The sequence below is a fragment of the Gordonia gummivorans genome, from assembly GCF_022513585.1.
GTDB lineage: Bacteria > Actinomycetota > Actinomycetes > Mycobacteriales > Mycobacteriaceae > Gordonia.
This window is the reverse complement of sequence record NZ_JAKWBF010000034.1, coordinates 41,609-59,076: the sequence shown is the minus strand read 5'-3', so window position 1 is coordinate 59,076 and position 17,468 is coordinate 41,609. Positions and strand designations below refer to the sequence as shown.

15 protein-coding genes are annotated in these 17,468 nt (G+C 65.3%); 9 read left to right on the top strand and 6 right to left on the bottom strand.

Annotated elements, in window-relative coordinates:
• Positions 1 to 191 precede the first annotated feature (191 nt).
• Positions 192 to 1,067, bottom strand: coding sequence for a formate/nitrite transporter family protein (locus MKW15_RS20605; protein ID WP_240861535.1), 876 nt, complete (start codon positions 1,065 to 1,067; stop codon positions 192 to 194).
• A gap of 31 nt (positions 1,068 to 1,098) precedes the next feature.
• A complete protein-coding gene (locus MKW15_RS20600) occupies positions 1,099 to 1,989 on the bottom strand; it encodes a LysR substrate-binding domain-containing protein (protein WP_240861533.1) in 891 nt (296 codons plus the stop codon).
• Positions 1,990 to 2,079: 90 nt separating this feature from the next.
• Here MKW15_RS20600 and MKW15_RS20595 point away from each other — a divergent pair, with 90 nt between their 5' ends.
• The 5 genes from MKW15_RS20595 to MKW15_RS20575 all read left to right on the top strand — a co-directional run bounded on the left by MKW15_RS20595 (position 2,080) and on the right by MKW15_RS20575 (position 5,967).
• Complete coding sequence (locus tag MKW15_RS20595; RefSeq protein WP_240861531.1) at positions 2,080 to 3,303, top strand: acetyl-CoA C-acetyltransferase; 1,224 nt, start codon at positions 2,080 to 2,082, stop codon at positions 3,301 to 3,303.
• Between the two features lie 11 nt (positions 3,304 to 3,314).
• Positions 3,315 to 4,085 (top strand): 3-oxoadipate enol-lactonase, encoded by a 771-nt coding sequence (gene pcaD / locus MKW15_RS20590; RefSeq protein ID WP_240861544.1) that lies wholly within the window; start codon positions 3,315 to 3,317, stop codon positions 4,083 to 4,085.
• On the top strand, positions 4,082 to 4,846 hold the full coding sequence (locus MKW15_RS20585; protein WP_240861529.1) for a CoA transferase subunit A: 765 nt from the start codon (positions 4,082 to 4,084) through the stop codon (positions 4,844 to 4,846). The genes pcaD and MKW15_RS20585 overlap by 4 nt, the downstream gene beginning before the upstream one ends.
• 10 nt (positions 4,847 to 4,856) lie before the next feature.
• Positions 4,857 to 5,501: a 3-oxoacid CoA-transferase subunit B gene (locus MKW15_RS20580; protein WP_240861521.1), complete on the top strand. Its 645-nt coding sequence runs from the start codon at positions 4,857 to 4,859 to the stop codon at positions 5,499 to 5,501.
• 178 nt (positions 5,502 to 5,679) lie between these two features.
• The gene (locus MKW15_RS20575) at positions 5,680 to 5,967 is read left to right on the top strand and encodes a GIY-YIG nuclease family protein (protein WP_240861519.1); all 288 of its coding nucleotides are present in this window, start codon (positions 5,680 to 5,682) and stop codon (positions 5,965 to 5,967) included.
• Between the two features lie 232 nt (positions 5,968 to 6,199).
• On the opposite strand, the gene MKW15_RS20570 is transcribed toward MKW15_RS20575, so the two are convergent.
• From MKW15_RS20570 to benA, 4 genes are all read right to left on the bottom strand, one after another.
• Positions 6,200 to 8,863, bottom strand: a complete 2,664-nt coding sequence (locus MKW15_RS20570) for a helix-turn-helix transcriptional regulator (protein WP_240861516.1) — start codon at positions 8,861 to 8,863, stop codon at positions 6,200 to 6,202.
• A gap of 182 nt (positions 8,864 to 9,045) precedes the next feature.
• Positions 9,046 to 11,802 carry a benzoate 1,2-dioxygenase electron transfer component BenC gene (gene benC, locus MKW15_RS20565; protein ID WP_240861514.1) on the bottom strand — a complete coding sequence of 919 codons (2,757 nt, stop codon included), beginning with the start codon at positions 11,800 to 11,802 and terminating at the stop codon, positions 9,046 to 9,048.
• A gap of 8 nt (positions 11,803 to 11,810) precedes the next feature.
• A complete protein-coding gene (benB, locus tag MKW15_RS20560; RefSeq protein WP_240861511.1) occupies positions 11,811 to 12,344 on the bottom strand; it encodes a benzoate 1,2-dioxygenase small subunit in 534 nt (177 codons plus the stop codon).
• Between the two features lie 6 nt (positions 12,345 to 12,350).
• Entirely contained in the window at positions 12,351 to 13,775 is a 1,425-nt protein-coding gene (gene benA / locus MKW15_RS20555) for a benzoate 1,2-dioxygenase large subunit (RefSeq protein ID WP_240861508.1), read from the bottom strand.
• Between the two features lie 231 nt (positions 13,776 to 14,006).
• On the opposite strand from benA, the gene MKW15_RS20550 reads away from it, so the two are divergent.
• The 4 genes from MKW15_RS20550 to catA are packed head-to-tail and all read left to right on the top strand — an operon-like array spanning position 14,007 to position 17,234.
• Positions 14,007 to 14,906, top strand: coding sequence for a LysR family transcriptional regulator (locus MKW15_RS20550; RefSeq protein WP_240861506.1), 900 nt, complete (start codon positions 14,007 to 14,009; stop codon positions 14,904 to 14,906).
• Positions 14,903 to 16,015, top strand: a complete 1,113-nt coding sequence (locus MKW15_RS20545; protein ID WP_240861504.1) for a mandelate racemase/muconate lactonizing enzyme family protein — start codon at positions 14,903 to 14,905, stop codon at positions 16,013 to 16,015. Before MKW15_RS20550 ends, MKW15_RS20545 begins: the two co-directional genes overlap by 4 nt.
• 4 nt (positions 16,016 to 16,019) lie before the next feature.
• Positions 16,020 to 16,304 carry a muconolactone Delta-isomerase gene (gene catC, locus MKW15_RS20540; RefSeq protein ID WP_240861503.1) on the top strand — a complete coding sequence of 95 codons (285 nt, stop codon included), beginning with the start codon at positions 16,020 to 16,022 and terminating at the stop codon, positions 16,302 to 16,304.
• Positions 16,305 to 16,361: 57 nt separating this feature from the next.
• Complete coding sequence (catA, locus tag MKW15_RS20535) at positions 16,362 to 17,234, top strand: catechol 1,2-dioxygenase (protein WP_240861502.1); 873 nt, start codon at positions 16,362 to 16,364, stop codon at positions 17,232 to 17,234.
• Positions 17,235 to 17,468: the final 234 nt, after the last annotated feature.

The window sequence follows — 17,468 nt, the reverse complement described above, 5'->3', positions numbered from 1 at the left end:
TGGTGAGACAAAGTGATTGGGCGACCAGGTAGCAACTGTCACCAGGCCTTCGAGGCTCCTCGCTAGCGCTCGTCGCACCTCAGGCAGCGGGTGCGGGTGTCGCTCGTCGCACCTCAGCTCAGGCGGCGGGGGTGCCGCTCGTCGCACCTGGACAGCGAAAATCGGCTGGCGCGCGTCGTTCGTGTGATGTCTCAGTGGCGAGTATGCGAGCGTCGGAGATGTGGGAGATGCGTGTCGCGTTCGTCGTTGACCCATGCGTAGTAGAAGCCGATGAGTATCCCGCCACCTGTCAGATTGCCGAGCAGCACTATGCCCAGGTTTCCGAAGGCTGCGCCGACCGGTATCCCGTCCTGGAGTCCGACGATCATGAACAGCACCGTGTTGGCCACCGAGTGCTCGAAGTCGAGGAAGGCGAACACGAACACCGCGACGATCATCGCCATGATCTTGGCCATGTCCTCGTGGAGGTAGCCGTTGTAGACGAGCAGCATCGCGAGATTGATCATGAAGTTGCACAAGACCGCGCGGATGAACAGGTCGAGCCACCCCGACCAGCCCTCGCCGAGGTAGCCCGTTTTCACGTCGACCGAGTGGTTCATCGCGTCGAGCACCGGACCCTCGATGAGGGTGGTGCCCTTGAGCATCACGGCGATCAGCAGCCCGCCGATGATGTTGCCGAGGTAGCACAGCAGAAGGATTCGCAGCACGAGGACCAGCGAGATGCGTCGGTAGTAGGTGCCGATCGCCACCATCATCATGTTCGACGTCAACAACTCTGACTTCGAGTAGTAGATGAACACCAGCGCCCAGCCGAAGGTGAGTGAGCCGAGGAGTTTCCCGACGACGTGGAGTTGTTCGTCGTCGCCGATGCTGTCGAAGGCACCGACCATCGTGTAGTCGATGACGTAGAAGATCGCGATGATGATGCCTGCCATCGCCGCTCGCTGGAGGTATCGGCGGCGCATGTGGCCCGTCATCTTCTTCTTGGACTCGAGGACGTCGAGGACCGTACTGATGAAGAACTTGCCGGGAAAGAGCTTGTTCGCGTCGAACTCTGGAGAGCTCATGGGTCAACGGTGACACACTTGCGCCGGACCTTCATGAGATCGTGCGCAGGACCTCGAGAACGCGGTCGATCAGCGGTGTTCGACGGGACTCCACGAGTGCCACCGCAAGCTCAACGGTGCCGGCCGGCTCGGCGAGCCGACGGTAGACGACATCGGCCACACCGAGGGCAGATGTCGGTTCCGGCACTATCGCGACGCCGAGCCCGGCGGCGACCAGCGTGATGAGTGTGGACGTCTCTTCCACCTCGTGCCGAATGTGCGGCACGAAACCGGCTCGGGCGCAGGTGGTTGCGAGGACCCCGCTCATCACCGATTTGCCGCCGCCGGCGTGTGCGATGAAGTCCTCGGCGGCCAACAGTGCCACATCGACTTCCGTGTCGAGGTCGTTCGTCGCGAGCGGGTGATTCTTCGGCAGGGCGACGATCAGTCTGTCGTCTCGGATGATCTCGACGTGGATGTCGTCGGTGTCAACGGGTGGGCGCAGCAGCGCGAGGTCGATGTCGTGGGAGCCGAGGGCCGCGATCTGATCGGGCGCCAGCATCTCGCCGCGCACGCTCACCTCCACATCGGGCAGTTCGTCGCCGAGCGCGCGAACCAGCTGCGGCAGCAGCGAGTAGGTGGCCGAGCCGACGCATCCGATGGACAGCTGGCCGAATCGTCCGTCGGCGATGCGCTGTGCCCGACGTCCGGCCGCGTCGACGGAATCCAGGATCGCGATCGTGCGACGCAGATAGTCCGCACCCGCCGGCGTGAGTTCGACGCGTCGGGTGGACCGGGTCAGCAATGCAACCCCCAACTCGTCCTCGAGTTGCTTGATCTGCTGAGACAACGGCGGCTGCGCGATGTGCAGACGTTGTGCAGCCCGGCCGAAGTGGAGTTCCTCGGCGACGGCACGAAAGTAGCGAAGATGTCGCAGCTCCATGTGTACACAATACCATTTGATATGTCGTGAGTATCAATGTTGAGAATATGAATACTTCCGCCTATCGTCGCAGGTCGATACGGTGAGAACATGGCTTCTTCGACCGACATCGTGATCTGCTCGCCCCTCCGCACACCGGTGGGCCGGATGGGTGGCGCGCTCGCACCGCTCACCGTCACGGACCTGGCGACCGGACTGCTGCGTGAGTTGTCGAGCCGCACCGGCCTCGGTGAGGGTGACGTCGACGACGTGATCCTGGGGCAGGGCTACTCGAACGGGGAGTCGCCCGCGATCGGACGCATCGCCGCGCTCGACGCCGGGCTGGGCATCGGCGTCCCCGGCATGCAGGTCGACCGCCGATGCGGATCGGGTCTGCAGGCGATCCTGAATGGCGCGTCCGCAGTTGCCACCGGGGGTGCGCGGCTGGTCGTGGCCGGCGGCGCCGAGTCGATGTCGAATGTCGAGCATTACGCACTCGGACTGCGGACCGGTGTTCGGCAGGGCGGTATCGACCTGATGGATCGCCTGGATCGTGGCCGTGCCACCGCCGGTGGAAACTCGCATCCCGTCGCCGGCGGCATGATCGAGACCGCCGAGAACGTTCGCGCCCGCTACCGAATCGGACGCGAGGAGCAGGACGAACTTGCGCTGCGCTCGCATCAGCGCGCGATCGCGGCCCACAAGGGCGGTCGGTTCGCCGACGAGCTGGTCTCGGTGACCGTGCCGGGCAAGCGCGGCAGGCCCGACGTCGTGGTCGACCGTGACGAACACCCGCGCGCCGACGTGAGCGCGGAGAGCCTGGCCAAGCTGCGCCCCGTGCGACTCAAGGTCGACCCCGATGCGACGGTGACCGCGGGCAACGCGTCTGGCCAGAACGACGGAGCCGCCATGTGCGTGGTGACCACGCGGGCCGAAGCAGATCGTCGTGGACTCGACCCGATGCTCGCGCTGCGTTCCTGGGCGGTGACGGGGTGCGAGCCGGAGACCATGGGCCTCGGTCCGGTGTCGGCGACCGCCGCGGCACTCGACCGTGCCGATCTGACCCTGGCCGATCTCGACCTCATCGAACTGAACGAGGCCTTCGCCGCGCAGGTCCTCGGCGTGCTCGCCGAGTGGAAGGTCGACGCCGACGACGAACGGCTCAATCCCAACGGGTCGGGAATCTCGTTGGGACATCCCATCGGCGCGACCGGCGGCCGCATCCTGGCAACCGCCGCCTATGAGGCCCGACGGCGCGACGCGCGCTACGTGCTGGAAACCATGTGCATCGGCGGCGGACAGGGCCTCGCCGCGATCTTCGAGGCGACCCGATGAGCGCCGCTGAGATGAATGCCGTCGAGGTTCACGCCGTCGTCACCGGCCGCGACGATGCGCCGGCCGTGGTGCTGTCCAACTCGCTCGGCTCGACGCATCGGATGTGGGATGCGCAGCTCCCTGCCCTCGAGGAGCGCTTCCGGGTGGTGCGTTACGACACCCGTGGCCACGGTGAATCACCGGTTCCGCAGGGGCCCTACACCATTGACGACCTCGCCGACGATGTGATCGCGCTGCTCGATCGGCTCGACATCGCCGCGGCGCATCTCGTCGGCCTGTCGTTGGGCGGTATGACGGCCATGCGCGTGGCCGCACGCAACCCCGACCGCGTCGCGCGGCTCGCGCTGTTGTGCACGGGCGCCCAGCTGACCCCGTCGTCGGCCTGGACCGACCGCGCTGCGACCGTGCGCGCCAACGGAAGCCAGGCCGTCGCCGAAGCCGTCGTCGCGCGGTGGTTCACCCGGGACTACCTTGCTGCCAACGAGGACTCACGCAAGTACTACGAGGCGATGGTTGCCGAGACGCCGGCCGAAGGTTACGCATCATGCTGTGAGGTGATCGCGGCCATGGATCAGCGAGCCGATCTGCCGACGATCGCCGCACCGACACTCGCGATTGCCGGTGCCGACGACCCGGCGACACCGCCGCCGAAACTAGCCGAGATCGCCGACAACGTGCAACACGGTCGGCTCCTCGTCGTCCCCGATTCGGCACATCTCGCCAATGCCCAACAGCCACAGATCATCACACCCGCCATCATCGAACATCTGGAGCAGTCATGACCCTCGACAAAGTCGTAGCCGGCCCGCAGGCAGCGGTCGCCGACATTCCCGACGGCGCCAGCATCGCTGTGGGTGGCTTCGGCCTGGCCGGTATCCCGTGGTTCCTCATCGAGGCGTTGCTCGACCAGGGCGCCGGGGATCTGACCATCGTCTCCAACAACTGCGGCGTGGACGGCGCAGGACTGGGACTCCTGTTGGAAGCCCGCAAGATTCGTAAGGTGATCGCTTCTTACATCGGTGAGAACAAAGAATTCGGCCGCCAGTTCCTGGCCGGTGAGGTGACCGTGGAGCTGACGCCGCAGGGCACTCTCGCCGAACGCATGCGGGCCGGCGGAAGCGGTGTGGGTGCGTTCTTCACGCCCACCGGAGTCGGCACCCTGGTTGCCGAGGGGGGCCTGCCGTGGCGCTACAACTCCGACGGTACTGTCGCGGAGTCCTCGCCGCCCAAGGAGGTTCGCGAGTTCGGTGGACAGCCGATGGTTCTCGAGGAGTCGATCGTCACCGATTTCGCGCTGATCCGCGCGGCCGTCGTCGACCGCGCGGGAAACTGCCGATTCCATGCTGCAGCGAGGAATTTCAATCCGCCGGCAGCGATGGCGGGCCGGTACACGATCGTCGAGGCCGAGAAGGTGGTCGAGGTGGGCGAGATCGCTCCCGACGATGTCCACCTGCCGGGCATCTTCGTCAAGAGCATCGTCGAGCTGACGCCGGAACAGGCCGCTCGCAAGGAAATCGAACAACGTACCGTGCGGACACGGTGAGGAGATCATCATGAGCTGGACACGCAACGAGATGGCCGCACGGGCGGCACGTGAACTCAACACCGGCGAGTACGTCAACCTCGGAATCGGGCTGCCCACACTGATTCCTGATTACCTGCCCGGCGACTCGGGAATCACCCTGCACGCCGAGAACGGGATTCTGGGCGTCGGGCCGTACCCCTACGAGGAGCAGGTCGACCCCGACCTCATCAACGCCGGCAAGCAGACCGTGACGGTGCTGCCGGGCGCGTCGTACTTCGATTCCGCCACCAGCTTCTCGATGATCCGCGGCGGACACGTCGACGTCGCGGTCCTCGGCGGCATGCAGGTCGCCGGCAACGGAGACCTCGCCAACTGGATGGTTCCCGGCGCCATGGTCAAGGGCATCGGTGGCGCCATGGACCTGGTGAATGGCGCAGGCAAGGTCATCGTTTTGATGGAACACGTCACCAAGAAGGGCGGAGCCAAGCTGGTGGCCCAGTGTTCACTGCCGCTCACCGGTCGGTCCGTGGTGTCGCGGGTGATCACCGATCTCGGTGTATTCGATGTCAACGGTGCGGGTTTCGACGTCGTCGAGCTGGCCCCCGGCGTCGAGTTGTCCGATGTCGAGGCCAAGACCGACGCGCCGATCTCGGCGCCTGCCACCGCTGGCTGACTGACAAACGAGCGAGCGCACCCCCCACCTGCTGACCCACTGCTGGTCGAGTAGCGACGTGCGAGCTTGCGAGCCCGACGCGTATCGAAACCCGGTGAGACACGGATGTCCGCAACCACTACCCGCACCCTGTGGATGAAATCGCCTGAGATGTACGCATGTGCGAGATAGTCGACGCATGGCAGCCTACCTGTACATCCTCGAATGCGGCGACGGTAGCTTCTATGTCGGAAGCACTCGCAATCTGGAACTGCGCGTCGCGCAACACTGCAGCGGCCATGGGGCCGCGTACACCAGGCGTCGACAGCCAGTTCGGCTCGTGTACTCCTGCGAGTTCGGATCGATCGACGAGGCCTACGCGATGGAGAAGCGAGTGCAGGGATGGTCGCGAGCCAAGCGTCAGGCGCTGATCGACGGTGATTTCGACTTGATTCGGCGTCTGGCGCGAAAACCGGGATTCGATTAGGCGCGTTCTGATTAGGTTGTTGCTGGGGACATTCTCGTCTCACCGGGTTTCGATACGCGGCGGGCTCGCAGGCTCGCTCGTCGCTACTCAACCAGCAGTGGGTGCTCGCGAGAGTCGCCGCTCGTTGTCCACAGGGTGCCGATATTGTCGTCTCGCCGGGTTTCGACGACGGCCCTCCGCTGGCGCTCCGGGTCTGCTCAACCAGCAGTGGGGGGCACGGGGTGGCGGTCAGTCAGTGATGACTCGCGACAAGCTCTGCGCGGGAACGCAATCCGAGTTTGGCGTAGATTCGGGTGAGGTGGTACTGGACGGTCTTGGTGGAGATGAATAACTCGGCAGCCACTTCCTTGTTGGAAAGGCCCTGCGCGACAAGGGCTGTGACAGACTCTTCCTGAGGTGTAAGGCTCACGTCGTGACGGGTCACGGGGGAGGTGTGCAGGCCACCGGCCTTCAGTTCGCGATCGCATCGGTCGACATAGGTCTGGGCGCCGAGTCCGAGATACGTCTCGCGCGCGATGGACATGACGCGGTCGGCATCTCGTCGTTTGCCTGCTCGGCGCAGCGTCTGGCCGTAAGCGAAGTTGACCCGGGCCAGATCGTAGCGGTTGGGTCCGGGCAGCAGTAGTTCGACGGCCCGCTCGAAGACGTGTCGCGCACCGTTGATGTCACCGCTCGCGCCGAGCAGCCGGCCACGCGCGTATCCGAGGCGCGCGGAGGCCGACGGGTGTTTGCGTTCGTCGGCGCGCTTCTCATGTGGAGTGAGCAGTGCGTCGGCGTCGTCGAGACGTCCCTCCAGGACAAGGGCATTCGCCAAGGTGTCGACCCACGGCCAGAAGCCGGGCTCGACCAGCGCTGGGACGCTGCGGGCCAGACGAGGCAGTGGTCCCAACTCGTGGATCACGGTCGCATAGTCGGCAGCGGCCTCGGCCACCTGGGCGCGCGCGAGCCGCGCGGGGATCTCCATGCTGGGGTAGTCGGTGCCGACGGCTTCGGCGCGACGCACCGCCGCATGGGCGTCGTCCCAGCGGCCAAGCAGCGAATGAATCTGCGCGACAGTCCATTCGAGAAGTGGAGTGGCGATGGTGATGCCGCTCGTGGTGGCCAGATCGCGTCCCTGGGTTGCGGTGTGGAAGGCGGCGTCCCAGTCGCCGATGATGAATCGGACCCGCGCGAGCCAGGCAAGCGACCACAGCGTGATCCGGTCCGATCCACCGAGTCGGGCCATCGACACCGCGGTCTCCAGGCTGGCACGCGCGACGTCGAGATCGTCGATCCCGTACTCGAGCCAACCCCGCCCCATGACGGCCCTCTGTGCCTGGGCGCCATGCCGGATGACCTCGGACAGTTGCGCATACGTCGTCACACCTTCGGTGGGGCGTCCGGCCCAGGCTTCGCCGAGACCCCTGATGACGGTGGCTTCGACGCCCGCCGGCGAGTCCGGTCCGGTGAGGGCGACGGCCCGATCCACCCAGTCGATGAGTTCGGTACCCTGCCCGCGGATGAGGGCGTGCAGTACCCGGCGTCCTGCGATCAGTGCGGCGATGTCGGGCTCGCGTTCGGGATTGACGATGGCCCAGGCTCGGTCGAGACGCACCTCGGCTTCGGTGGCGCGCCCACGCAGAATGGCGAGGTAGGCGAGTGTGGCATTGCGGAGCGGCGTTTCGCGCAGCGACTCCACCGACGGGATGAGTGTGGCAGCAGCCGAACAATCGCCTGCCGAGAGCAGGGCATCGACGGAACGGGTGACGCGTTCGTCGCTCTTGAGTCCTTCCTGTGTGATGCGGCTTGACTGGCGGAGCAGGGTGGCGGCCTCGCGCCAGGCGCCCTCTGCGGCGCGTGCGCGGGCCAGTTCGTCGAGCTCGTCGGCCAGCGCCGGGTCTGCGTCCGGGGTTGCCGCGACCCGATGGTGCAGTCGAGCAACAGGATCCGGGACGATCTCGGCTGCACGTCGATGTGCGTCGGCGGTCGCCTGCAAGCCCATCGCGTCGATGACCGCGGCCCGCACGAGCGGGCTGCGCAGCGCGAGTCCGACCTGGGCAGGGGCGAGATCGGCGGAGCGCGTGAGCAAACCGGTCGCCAGCGCATGATCGGCCGCGGCGAAGGTATCCTCAGCCTCCGCCAAGGCTGCTGCGACGGTGAGTGATTGACCGTCGTCGAGGACGGCGAAGGCCTCGATGAGACGTCGGCCGTCGTCAGGGCAGGCGTCGAGCCGCGCCCGGATGTCGGCTCGAACATGCTCGGGTGCAGGCAGATCCCCGCCGGGCTGCGACCACAGCGCGCGGGGCGACTCGTCGAGAAGTCCGATCAGATCGCGTGGATTGCCCATGGTGTGGCGCCACAGATCCTCACGCATGGACGGGTGCAGGATGATGCCGCGATCATGCACGATCTCGGACACGGCCTCGGCGTCGAGCCCGCCCAGACGTAGCTCGTTGTCGAAGAACCGATTCTTGAGAATGTCGGATGCAAACCGGGCCGTCGCTCCGGCCACCACGAGGACCCGCAGATCGCGATGCCGGGCCAGGATGCCGGTGAGTGTCTCCCACGATTCGTCGTCGGCCAGATGCGCGTCGTCGATGACGACGAGCGACACCGCCTCGCTGGACACACGTGCGAGGAGTGCCTCGGCCATCGCCGGGACAGCAGTGGGTTCCTGCTGGAGTAACTGGGCGAGCGCGGCTCCGGCCATGCCCTGCTCGGCTTCCAGTGCGGTGGCGGCGAAGACGGTTGCGTCGGTGGCGTGGGCGACTTCCCGCAAGAGGGTGCTCGTCCCGATTCCCGGGTCACCGGTCACCGACACCCACCGGACACCGGATCGGGCGCGCACGAGTTCGTCGGCGATGGCGCCGAGTTCGGCGTCACGACCCACACACCGTGCCCTGCTCACCCGTCCCATGCTAGTGCCGTGAATCAGAAATTCGTTGCCGGTTCCGCCGCCCAGCTGGCGCCTCGCTTCGTTGGCGTCGTCGCAGGTACAACCAGTACCTGACTCCTCCGCCGCCTTGCGATGCATCCAACTGGTTCGCCGGACCCAGCAGCGAATTTCTGACACACGACACTATTGCGGCGGGTGTCGACTTATCCGAGATCGCCGCCCGCGACCGGCAGGACAGTCCCGGTGATGTAGGACGCCTCGTCGGAGGCCAGGAAGCAGATCGCGGCCGCCTGTTCGTCCAGTGTCCCGTACCGCTTGAGCAGTGACGAGTCGATGGTCTGGTCGATGTGGGCCTGGAACCACCGCGATTCGATCTCGTTGCGCGGTTCCGGAGTTCCCCGCGAGATCCGGCGTGGCGGCGCTTCGGTGCCGCCGGGCGCCGTCGCCGTCACCCGTATGCCGTGCTCGGCGTACTCGACGGCCAGCGACGCGGTGATCGCATTGATGCCGCCCTTCGCGGCCGAGTACGGAATGCGGTTGATGCCGCGGGTGGCGGCCGACGACACGTTGACGATGACGCCGTCGCTGCGTTCCACCATGCCCGGCAGGACCGCGCGGCACATGTACAAGGTCGTCATCAGCGAGCGATCGACCTCGGCGCGGATCTCGTCGTCGGTGAACTCGGTGAACGGTTTGAAATTGATTGCGCCGCCGACATTGTTGATGAGCACGTCGACGCGACCGTAGGCCGCCAATGCCTGCTCGACGATCGAGGTGGCACCGGAGTAGTGCTCGAGATCAGCATTGACCGCGAGAGTCGCGGTGTCGGAACGGAGTTCGTCGGCGAGCTCGGAGACCAGATCGGAGCGGTCGGCGAGGACCAGGGTTCCGCCCTCGGCGGCGATGCGACGCGCGGTCTGGGCGCCGATGCCCTGAGCGGCGCCGGTGACCACGACGACCTTCCCGGCGAATCGGCCGGGTGTCACGAATCGTGGTCGGCGTGAGGCGAGTTCGTCTGCCATTGCCCGGCGCATGGTCTGCTTGGAGCGGTCGGCGTGTGCGGTGATCAGTGCCCGCGCCTTGTCGCGGTCGCCGGATGCGAAGGCCTCGACGATGTCGACATGGTCCTGGGCGCAGAGTGGATGACACCAGGTGGCGTTGCGCAGCACCTCGCCCATCCGGCCTTTGACTCCGAGCGCCGAATACGCCTCGAGCAGATGACTGTTGCCGGTCAGCGTGAACAGGTAATCGTGGAAGTTGGCATTGGTCTCGGTGTATTCGGCCGCGTCGACAAACCGGTCGCCGGCGACGAACGGCATCGTCGCCTCGGCGAGGAGCCGGTATCCGGTGAGCTGTCCGGTGGTCAGGCGGCCGAAGGTGAGTTCGAGGGCGCCGAGTTCCAACGCTGCTCGTGCCTCGAACAGCGCGTCGGATTCGTGCACGCCGGGGTGCTCTTCACCGATCTGGTAGCCCTGCGAACCTACCGTCGTAGGGGCTGCTGCGGCAATCGGTTCGGTCACCGCAGGTGCGACGGGCGGTTCCGGCGCCGCGAGCGGTTCGGTGTCGGTCGGGGTGAACACTTCCTGCCCGGCGATTGCCCGGGCCGGATGCGGCAGCAGTGTTCCGTCGTCGGCGTCGAGAGTTCCCGCGGTCGCGTCGGCCGTCCAGACCTGCTGACCGGCTATGCGCAACAACGAATCCCCGTCTAGCGTGGTCGAGACCGATGCCGCCAGCGGGTCGATCTCGGCGCTCGGCAGGGTCATCTGGCCGGCGATCGCGCGAGCATCCGGTGAGGTGAGGAGTTCCTCGACAACAGTCTCGGTGGCGGTGGGTTCGGCCGTAACCGGTGCAGCATCGTCGACGGGCGCATCCTTAGGTGCATCGGCGAGGGCGAATTTCTCGTAGTAGAAACCGGTGGGCTCGATCCCGGCGTCGGCGATGTGCGTGCGCACCGACTCGACCATCGGCGGCGGCCCGCACAGATAGACGGCGACATCTCCGTCGTAGAGATGTTCGTCGCGGATCAAACTCATCACGTAACCCTGGTTGGGCGCCTTGGTGTTCGGGTCCGAGACGCAGTGGTCCCAGGTGAGTCCGGGCAGCTCGGAGGCGAAGTATTCGATCTCGTCGATGGCCACCAGGTCGGTGTCGGTGGAGACGCCGTAGATGAGATGCGCCTTGCGCGGACTGTTGTCGTCGTGCAGTTTGCGCAGCATCGACAGAATCGGGGCCAGACCGGTTCCACCGGCGAGAAGCAATACCGGACGTGAGGATTCGCGGAGGAAGAACGACCCGTGGGGTCCGGTGAAGCTGATCGCGTCACCGACCCGTGCCCGTTCGGTGAGATAGGTCGACATCACCCCGCCCGGGGTCAGCTTCACCAGGAACGTCAGCCGTTCCTCGTGTGGACCGTTGGCAAAGGAGTACGAGCGCGTCAGCGGATTGCCTTCGCCGTCATCGGTTCCCGGGACGGCGAAGTTGACGTACTGTCCGGGCAGGAACGCTAGGGCGCCGCGATTCTCGATGTCGACGCTGACACGCACCGTCGACTCCGACAGGCGTTCGAGGTCGACGAGTTTGCCGTCGAACGTGGCGGCCTGGGTCTTGGCGATGTCGGAGGTGGCGGCGATCTGCAGCACCAGATCGGATTTCGGCTTCATGCAGCAGGGCAGCGCGTAGCCGTCGGCCGACTCCGACTCGCTCAGCGCGTCCTCGATGTAGGTTCCGCCGTCGTACTCACCGGACTCGCAGAACGCCTTGCAGGTTCCGCACGCACCGTCGCGGCAGTCGAGCGGGATGTTGATCCGCTGCCGGTAGGACGCGTCGGCGACGGTCTGATCGTCGCGGCAGGTGATGAACCGGGTGACGCCGTCCTCGAAACTCAGCGCGACTTGGTGTGTCGTCGCGTCGACCGGCAACGGAGCTCCCGAACCGGCCGACCGATCGGTCGTGACTGTCATGACATACCTCAGAAGTGGTAGATGTCCACCACGTGGTGGATGTAGTCGTTCTTCAGGACCACGGTCTTGCGTCGGATCAGGGGCTGGTCGCCGGAGAAGTCGATCGTGTAGAACGACGTACCGTAATACGGATCCACCGTGTTGTACCGGAAATACATGGTGTGCCAGTTGAATCGGACGTCGACGAGGTCGCCGCGCCGCTCGATGACCTCAACGTTGCTGATGTTGTGGCTGGTCCGAGGCTCGGGAAGCGATGTGGCCGAAGAACGTTCGGTACGGATGCGGAAGACCCGGTCTTCCAGGCCACCCTTGTTGGGGTAGTAGATGAGCGAGATCTCGCGTTGCGGGTTCTCGACGAGCCGGTCGCGATCGTCCCACGACGGCATCCAGTAGACGACGTCGTCGGCGTAGCATTCCAGCCACTTCTCGAACTCGCGGTCGTCGAGGTAGCGGGCCTCGCGGTAGAGGAACTGCTCGATCGCGTTCTGCGTGATCAGCTTGTTCGATCCGGTGGCGGTGGGGGTGGGCTGGGTAGTAGTCATCGGAGGTCAGTTCCCCTCTGCGCCACACTGATCGGTTGCCGCTTCTTCGGCTTCCAGGGCGGCCTGCATGGTGGTGAGCCAGTAGCCGTGCTGGATCGGGTACAGGCCCTCGTCCTCGTTCTTGACGCCGGACGAGATGACACCGGACATGTCCAGGGATTCGGCGACCTTGTCGGGACCGGTCAGCCAGTGCTCGGCGCCGCGGCTCATGTCGTTCCAGGGTGCGGCCTGCGCACGGAAGGTCAGCTGGCAGGACCGGAACTCTTCGAGATCGTCGGGGGTGGCCATACCGGAGGCGTTGAAGAAGTCCTCGTACTGCCGGATGCGATGTGCACGAGCCGCATCGCTCTCACCCTTGGGTGCGATGCAGTAGATGGTGACCTCGGTCTTGTCCGGCGCGATCGGCCGGAAATGCCGGATCTGCGTGGAGAACTGGTCCATCAGATACACGTTGGGGTAGAGGCAGAGGTTGCGTGACCCCTTGACCATGAACTCGCCCTTGGCATCCCCGAACTTCTCCTTGAGAAGATCCATCTTGTCCCACAGCGGGCGGTCTTCGGGGTTGGCGGCCATCGTCCACAGGCACAGGTGGCCGTTGGGATAGGACCAGTAGCCACCACCGGACTTGCCCCAGCTGCCGGCGTCGAGCGCCTTGGTGTCGTTCTTGGATTCACCGGTGTTGCGCCGCGACGTGGTGGCGGCGTAGTTCCAGTGCGTCGCGGTGACGTGGTAGCCGTCGGCGCCGTTCTCCGCCTGCACCTTCCAGTTGCCGTCGTAGGTGTAGGTCGACGATCCGCGTAGCACCTCGAGCCCGTCGGGGGACTGGTCGACGAGCATATCGATGATCTTGGTGGTGTCGCCCAGATGGTCACTGAGTTCTACGACGTCGGGGTTGATGCTGCCGAACAGGAAGCCCCGATAGCTGTCGAAGCGGGGCACCTTGGTCATGTTGTGTGACCCGTTGACGTTGAACGTCTCCGGGTATCCGGCGTCGTCGGGATCCTTGACCTTCAGCAGGGTGCCGTCGTTGCGGAACGTCCAACCATGGAACGGGCAGGTGAGCGTGGTGCGGTTGTCGGTCTTGCGACGGCAGATCATGGCGCCGCGGTGGGCACACGCGTTGATCAGGCAGTGCAGCTCGCCGTCCTTGCCGCGGGTGATCACCACGGGCTGACGGCCGATGTAGGTGGTGAAGTAGTCGCCGGGTTCGGCGACCTGGCTCTCATGCGCGAGGTAGAGCCAGTTGCCCTCGAAGATGTGCTTCATCTCCAGTTCGAAGATCTCGTCGTCGGTGAAGATCCGGCGGTTGGCGCGGTACACGCCGGCGTCGCGGTCGTCGATCACCGCATCCGACAGAACAGACGAGACGTGGCCGAGATGGGCCGGCAGGGGGGTGTGGGCCTGCGTCGGGCGGGGCAAGGAAGTGGTCATGTGCAGAGTCCTCCTATGGGCTGTCTCTTGCACACTGACACTTTGTGCTGCCGATCACACTAGGTAAATACCTAGTCCCGGACACGAGTCCTATTGATCGTCACAATCGATCAATAACGCGAAAACAAGTCCTTGTGCGTTATGTATCGCGGTCTTACCGTGAAAGCACGTGTCGCGCGTCACACTAGGTGGTGCGACGGCAGCCACAGCCCCCATCGGAAGCCGGATCACATGGAACTGCGTCATCTCCGCTACTTCGCAGCGGTGGCCGAGACCTGCCATTTCGGGCAGGCGGCTGCGCAACTCCACGTCGCGCAGCCGGCGTTGTCGTATGCGATTCGCCAGCTCGAGGCCGAACTGGATGTCGCGCTGTTCACCCGCACCACGCGTCGCGTGACCCCGACAGCCGCCGGCGAGTTCCTCTACGACGAGGTTCAGCGCATCCTCGCCGGTGTCGACGACGCGGTGCGCGGCGTCCGGCGAATCGCTGCGGGTCGCAGTGGTCTGGTCCGGCTCGGTCTGACCGGTACCGCAGCCTTCTCGCATCTGCCGCGCATCGTGCGCGCGGTGAACCGTGAACTTCCCGACGTGGGTGTCGCCATCCAGGCCGACATGCTGACCCCGGCACAGTGCGACGCGCTTCGCAGCGGTGCCATCAACCTGGGGCTGCTCCGGCCGCCGTCGGTGGGCGACGACATCGAGGTGCGCACCCTGGAGGCCGAACGTCTGGTCCTCGCGATCTCCGCCGACCACCGGCTCGCCGTCGAACCGGTTGTGTCGCTTTCGGATCTGCGCAACGAGTCGTTCGTCATGTACGGCAGTCGCGATTCCGCGGTCAACGAAGCGGTGCTGCGCAGTTGTCGCGCCGCCGATTTCGTGCCGCGCCGCGACCACGAGGCCCCGGGTACGGCGGTCCTGCTCGCGTTGGTCGCCGCCGGCCTGGGTGTCGCCGTGGTCCCGGCGTCGGTACGCGCGCTCCCCATCGACGGCATCGTCATCCGCGACCTCGCGGACGCCGGGACCATCGAGCTCGCCCTTGCCCGCCGCGCCTCCGAAGACAATCCCGTCGTTGACGCGGTCATCGAGATCATCGAGGCCGAATTCGTCTCAGTATCAGGAGATCTGCTGTGAAGATCACGAGAATCGAGGCGATACCGTTCGCCATCCCGTATCGCAAACCGTTGAAATTCGCCTCGGGCGAAGTACGCACGGCAAGTCACGTGCTGGTGCGTGTGCACACCGACGACGGCATCGTCGGAGTCGCCGAGGCACCGCCCCGCCCGTTCACCTACGGCGAGACGCAGCGGGGGATCATCGCGGTCATCGAGGACGTTTTCGCTCCGCAGCTGGTGGGTCTGACCCTCCTCGAGCGCGAGGAGGCACATGAACGGCTGGCGCGCACCATCGGCAATCCGACCGCCAAAGCGGCCATCGACATGGCGATGTGGGATGCGCTGGGGCACACCCTGAATCTGTCGGTGACCGACCTGCTGGGCGGGTTCACCGATCGGTTGAAGGTCAGCCACATGCTCGGCTTCGACGAGCCGTCGGTGATGGTGGCCGAGGCGCAACGTATGCGAGACACCTACGGCATCAGCACATTCAAGGTGAAGGTCGGCCGCAAGCCGGTGACGCTGGACACCGCGGTGGTGCGGGCGCTGCGCGCGCACTTCGGCAACACCGTCGAACTGTATGTCGACGGCAATCGCGGCTGGACCGCCGCCGAGTCGGCACGTGCGATGCGCGAGATGGCCGATCTCGACCTGCTGTTCGCTGAGGAACTCTGCCCGGCCGACGACGTGGTCGGCCGTCGCTGGCTGGTCGAGAAGACCGACGTCCCGTTCATCGCCGACGAGTCGGCTCCGACCCCCGCCGATGTCACGCGCGAGATCCTGGGTGGTTCGGCCACCGCGATCAACATCAAGACCGCTCGCACCGGGTTCACCACGTCGCGGCGCGTCCACCATCTCGCCGAGGGACTCGGGATCGAGGTGGTGATGGGCAATCAGATCGACGGTCAGATCGGCTCTGCCTGCACCCTGGCGTTCGGGTCCGCTTTCGCATCGACATCTCGTTACGCCGCAGAGCTTTCCAACTTCCTGGATATGAGCGACGATCTCCTGGCCGAGCCACTGCAGATACGCGACGGCCATCTGCACCGCCTGCCGGGCAACGGAATCGGTATCGCGATCGATCCGGACAAACTGGCCCACTACCGCATCGACGAAGGCAGGAGCTGAGGACATGCTGTTTCACGTACGGATGGACGTCAACATTCCTCACGACCTCGACGCCGAGGTCCGCGCGGACACCGTCGCACGGGAAAAGGCGTACTCGCAGGAACTCCAGCGGGCCGGCAAATGGCCGCACATCTGGCGGATCGTCGGCGAGTACTCGAACTTCTCCATCTTCGATGTGGAGGACAACAACGAATTGCATCAAATCCTCTCCGGATTACCACTTTTCGCCTACATGACAATCCGGGTGACCCCCCTGGCCACCCACCCATCGGATATCGCTGCGGGCTGAGCAGGCCCTCACCCGCAGTGTCAGCCCCCTGGCCTAGAAGATAAAGGAGTACCCATCATGAGCACCAGCTTCGATTCCGAGGTGACCGCCAAGGCCGCCGAGTCGGGAGCCAATGCATCGGCCCAGTTCGCCGAGCGCATGGCCGCGGCCGGCGCGCGCCCCGGTGTCGTCGACACCCAGCGCGTCAATTACCTTGCGTCCAAGGTGATCAAGGGCATCAACGACATCGTCCTCGAGGACAAGGTCAGCTACGAGGAGTACAACGCACTCAAGGCGTGGCTGATCAAGGTCGGCACCGACGGCGAGTGGCCGCTGTTCCTCGACGTGTGGATCGAGCACTCGGTCGAAGAAGTGGCCAACGAGCATCGCGAGGGCAGCAAGGGCACCATCGAGGGGCCGTACTACATCGGTGGCTCACCCGAATTGGACTGGAACGGCACCATTCCGATGCGCGACGACGAGCCCGGTGACCCGCTGGTGTTCTCCGGTCAGGTGCGTGCTGTCGACGGCACACCGCTCGCCGGCGCGAAGATCGAGCTGTGGCACGCCGACGACCTCGGCTTCTACTCGCAGTTCGCCCCGGGCCTGCCCGAGTGGAACCTGCGCGGAACCTGGATTGCCAACGAGGACGGCAACTTCGAGATCCACACCCTGCGTCCGGCGCCCTACATGATCCCCACCGACGGTGCCTGCGGCCAGCTCATCGAGGCCGCCGGCTGGCACGCCTGGCGTCCGGCCCACCTGCACTTCAAGGTGAGTGCGCCGGGCCACCAGCTGATCACCTCGCAGCTCTACTTCCCGGGCGATCCGCACAACGACGACGACATCGCGTCGGCCGTGAAGCCGGAACTCATGCTGGACGTGAGAGACAACCCGAACGGTGAAGGCTTTGTCACCGTCTACGATTTCGTCCTCGACCCCGAGGCCTGAGGATTCTGCTGGTCAAGTAGCCCTGAGCGCACGTTCTGCTGGTTGAGTAGCCCGGAGCGCACGTTCTGCTGGTTGAGTAGCCCGGAGCGCTAGCGTAGGGCGTATCGAAACCCGGTGAGATGACGATGTCCGTAACGACTTTGGTTGCTGACATCGTTGACTCGCCGGGTTTCGATACGCGTCGGGCGGTTCCTGAGTAGCGAGCTTGCGAGCGTATCGAAGGGCGCAAGCTCG

Excerpts from the sequence above, each read along its gene's own strand:
- MKW15_RS20605 (WP_240861535.1), bottom strand. The coding sequence starts at position 1,067 with ATGAGCTCTCCAGAGTTCGACGCGAACAAGCTCTTTCCCGGCAAGTTC.
- MKW15_RS20600 (WP_240861533.1), bottom strand. The coding sequence starts at position 1,989 with ATGGAGCTGCGACATCTTCGCTACTTTCGTGCCGTCGCCGAGGAACTC.
- MKW15_RS20595 (WP_240861531.1), top strand. The coding sequence starts at position 2,080 with ATGGCTTCTTCGACCGACATCGTGATCTGCTCGCCCCTCCGCACACCG.
- pcaD (WP_240861544.1), top strand. The coding sequence starts at position 3,315 with ATGAATGCCGTCGAGGTTCACGCCGTCGTCACCGGCCGCGACGATGCG.
- MKW15_RS20585 (WP_240861529.1), top strand. The coding sequence starts at position 4,082 with ATGACCCTCGACAAAGTCGTAGCCGGCCCGCAGGCAGCGGTCGCCGAC.
- MKW15_RS20580 (WP_240861521.1), top strand. The coding sequence starts at position 4,857 with ATGAGCTGGACACGCAACGAGATGGCCGCACGGGCGGCACGTGAACTC.
- MKW15_RS20575 (WP_240861519.1), top strand. The coding sequence starts at position 5,680 with ATGGCAGCCTACCTGTACATCCTCGAATGCGGCGACGGTAGCTTCTAT.
- MKW15_RS20570 (WP_240861516.1), bottom strand. The coding sequence starts at position 8,863 with ATGGGACGGGTGAGCAGGGCACGGTGTGTGGGTCGTGACGCCGAACTC.
- benC (WP_240861514.1), bottom strand. The coding sequence starts at position 11,802 with ATGACAGTCACGACCGATCGGTCGGCCGGTTCGGGAGCTCCGTTGCCG.
- benB (WP_240861511.1), bottom strand. The coding sequence starts at position 12,344 with ATGACTACTACCCAGCCCACCCCCACCGCCACCGGATCGAACAAGCTG.
- benA (WP_240861508.1), bottom strand. The coding sequence starts at position 13,775 with ATGACCACTTCCTTGCCCCGCCCGACGCAGGCCCACACCCCCCTGCCG.
- MKW15_RS20550 (WP_240861506.1), top strand. The coding sequence starts at position 14,007 with ATGGAACTGCGTCATCTCCGCTACTTCGCAGCGGTGGCCGAGACCTGC.
- catC (WP_240861503.1), top strand. The coding sequence starts at position 16,020 with ATGCTGTTTCACGTACGGATGGACGTCAACATTCCTCACGACCTCGAC.
- catA (WP_240861502.1), top strand. The coding sequence starts at position 16,362 with ATGAGCACCAGCTTCGATTCCGAGGTGACCGCCAAGGCCGCCGAGTCG.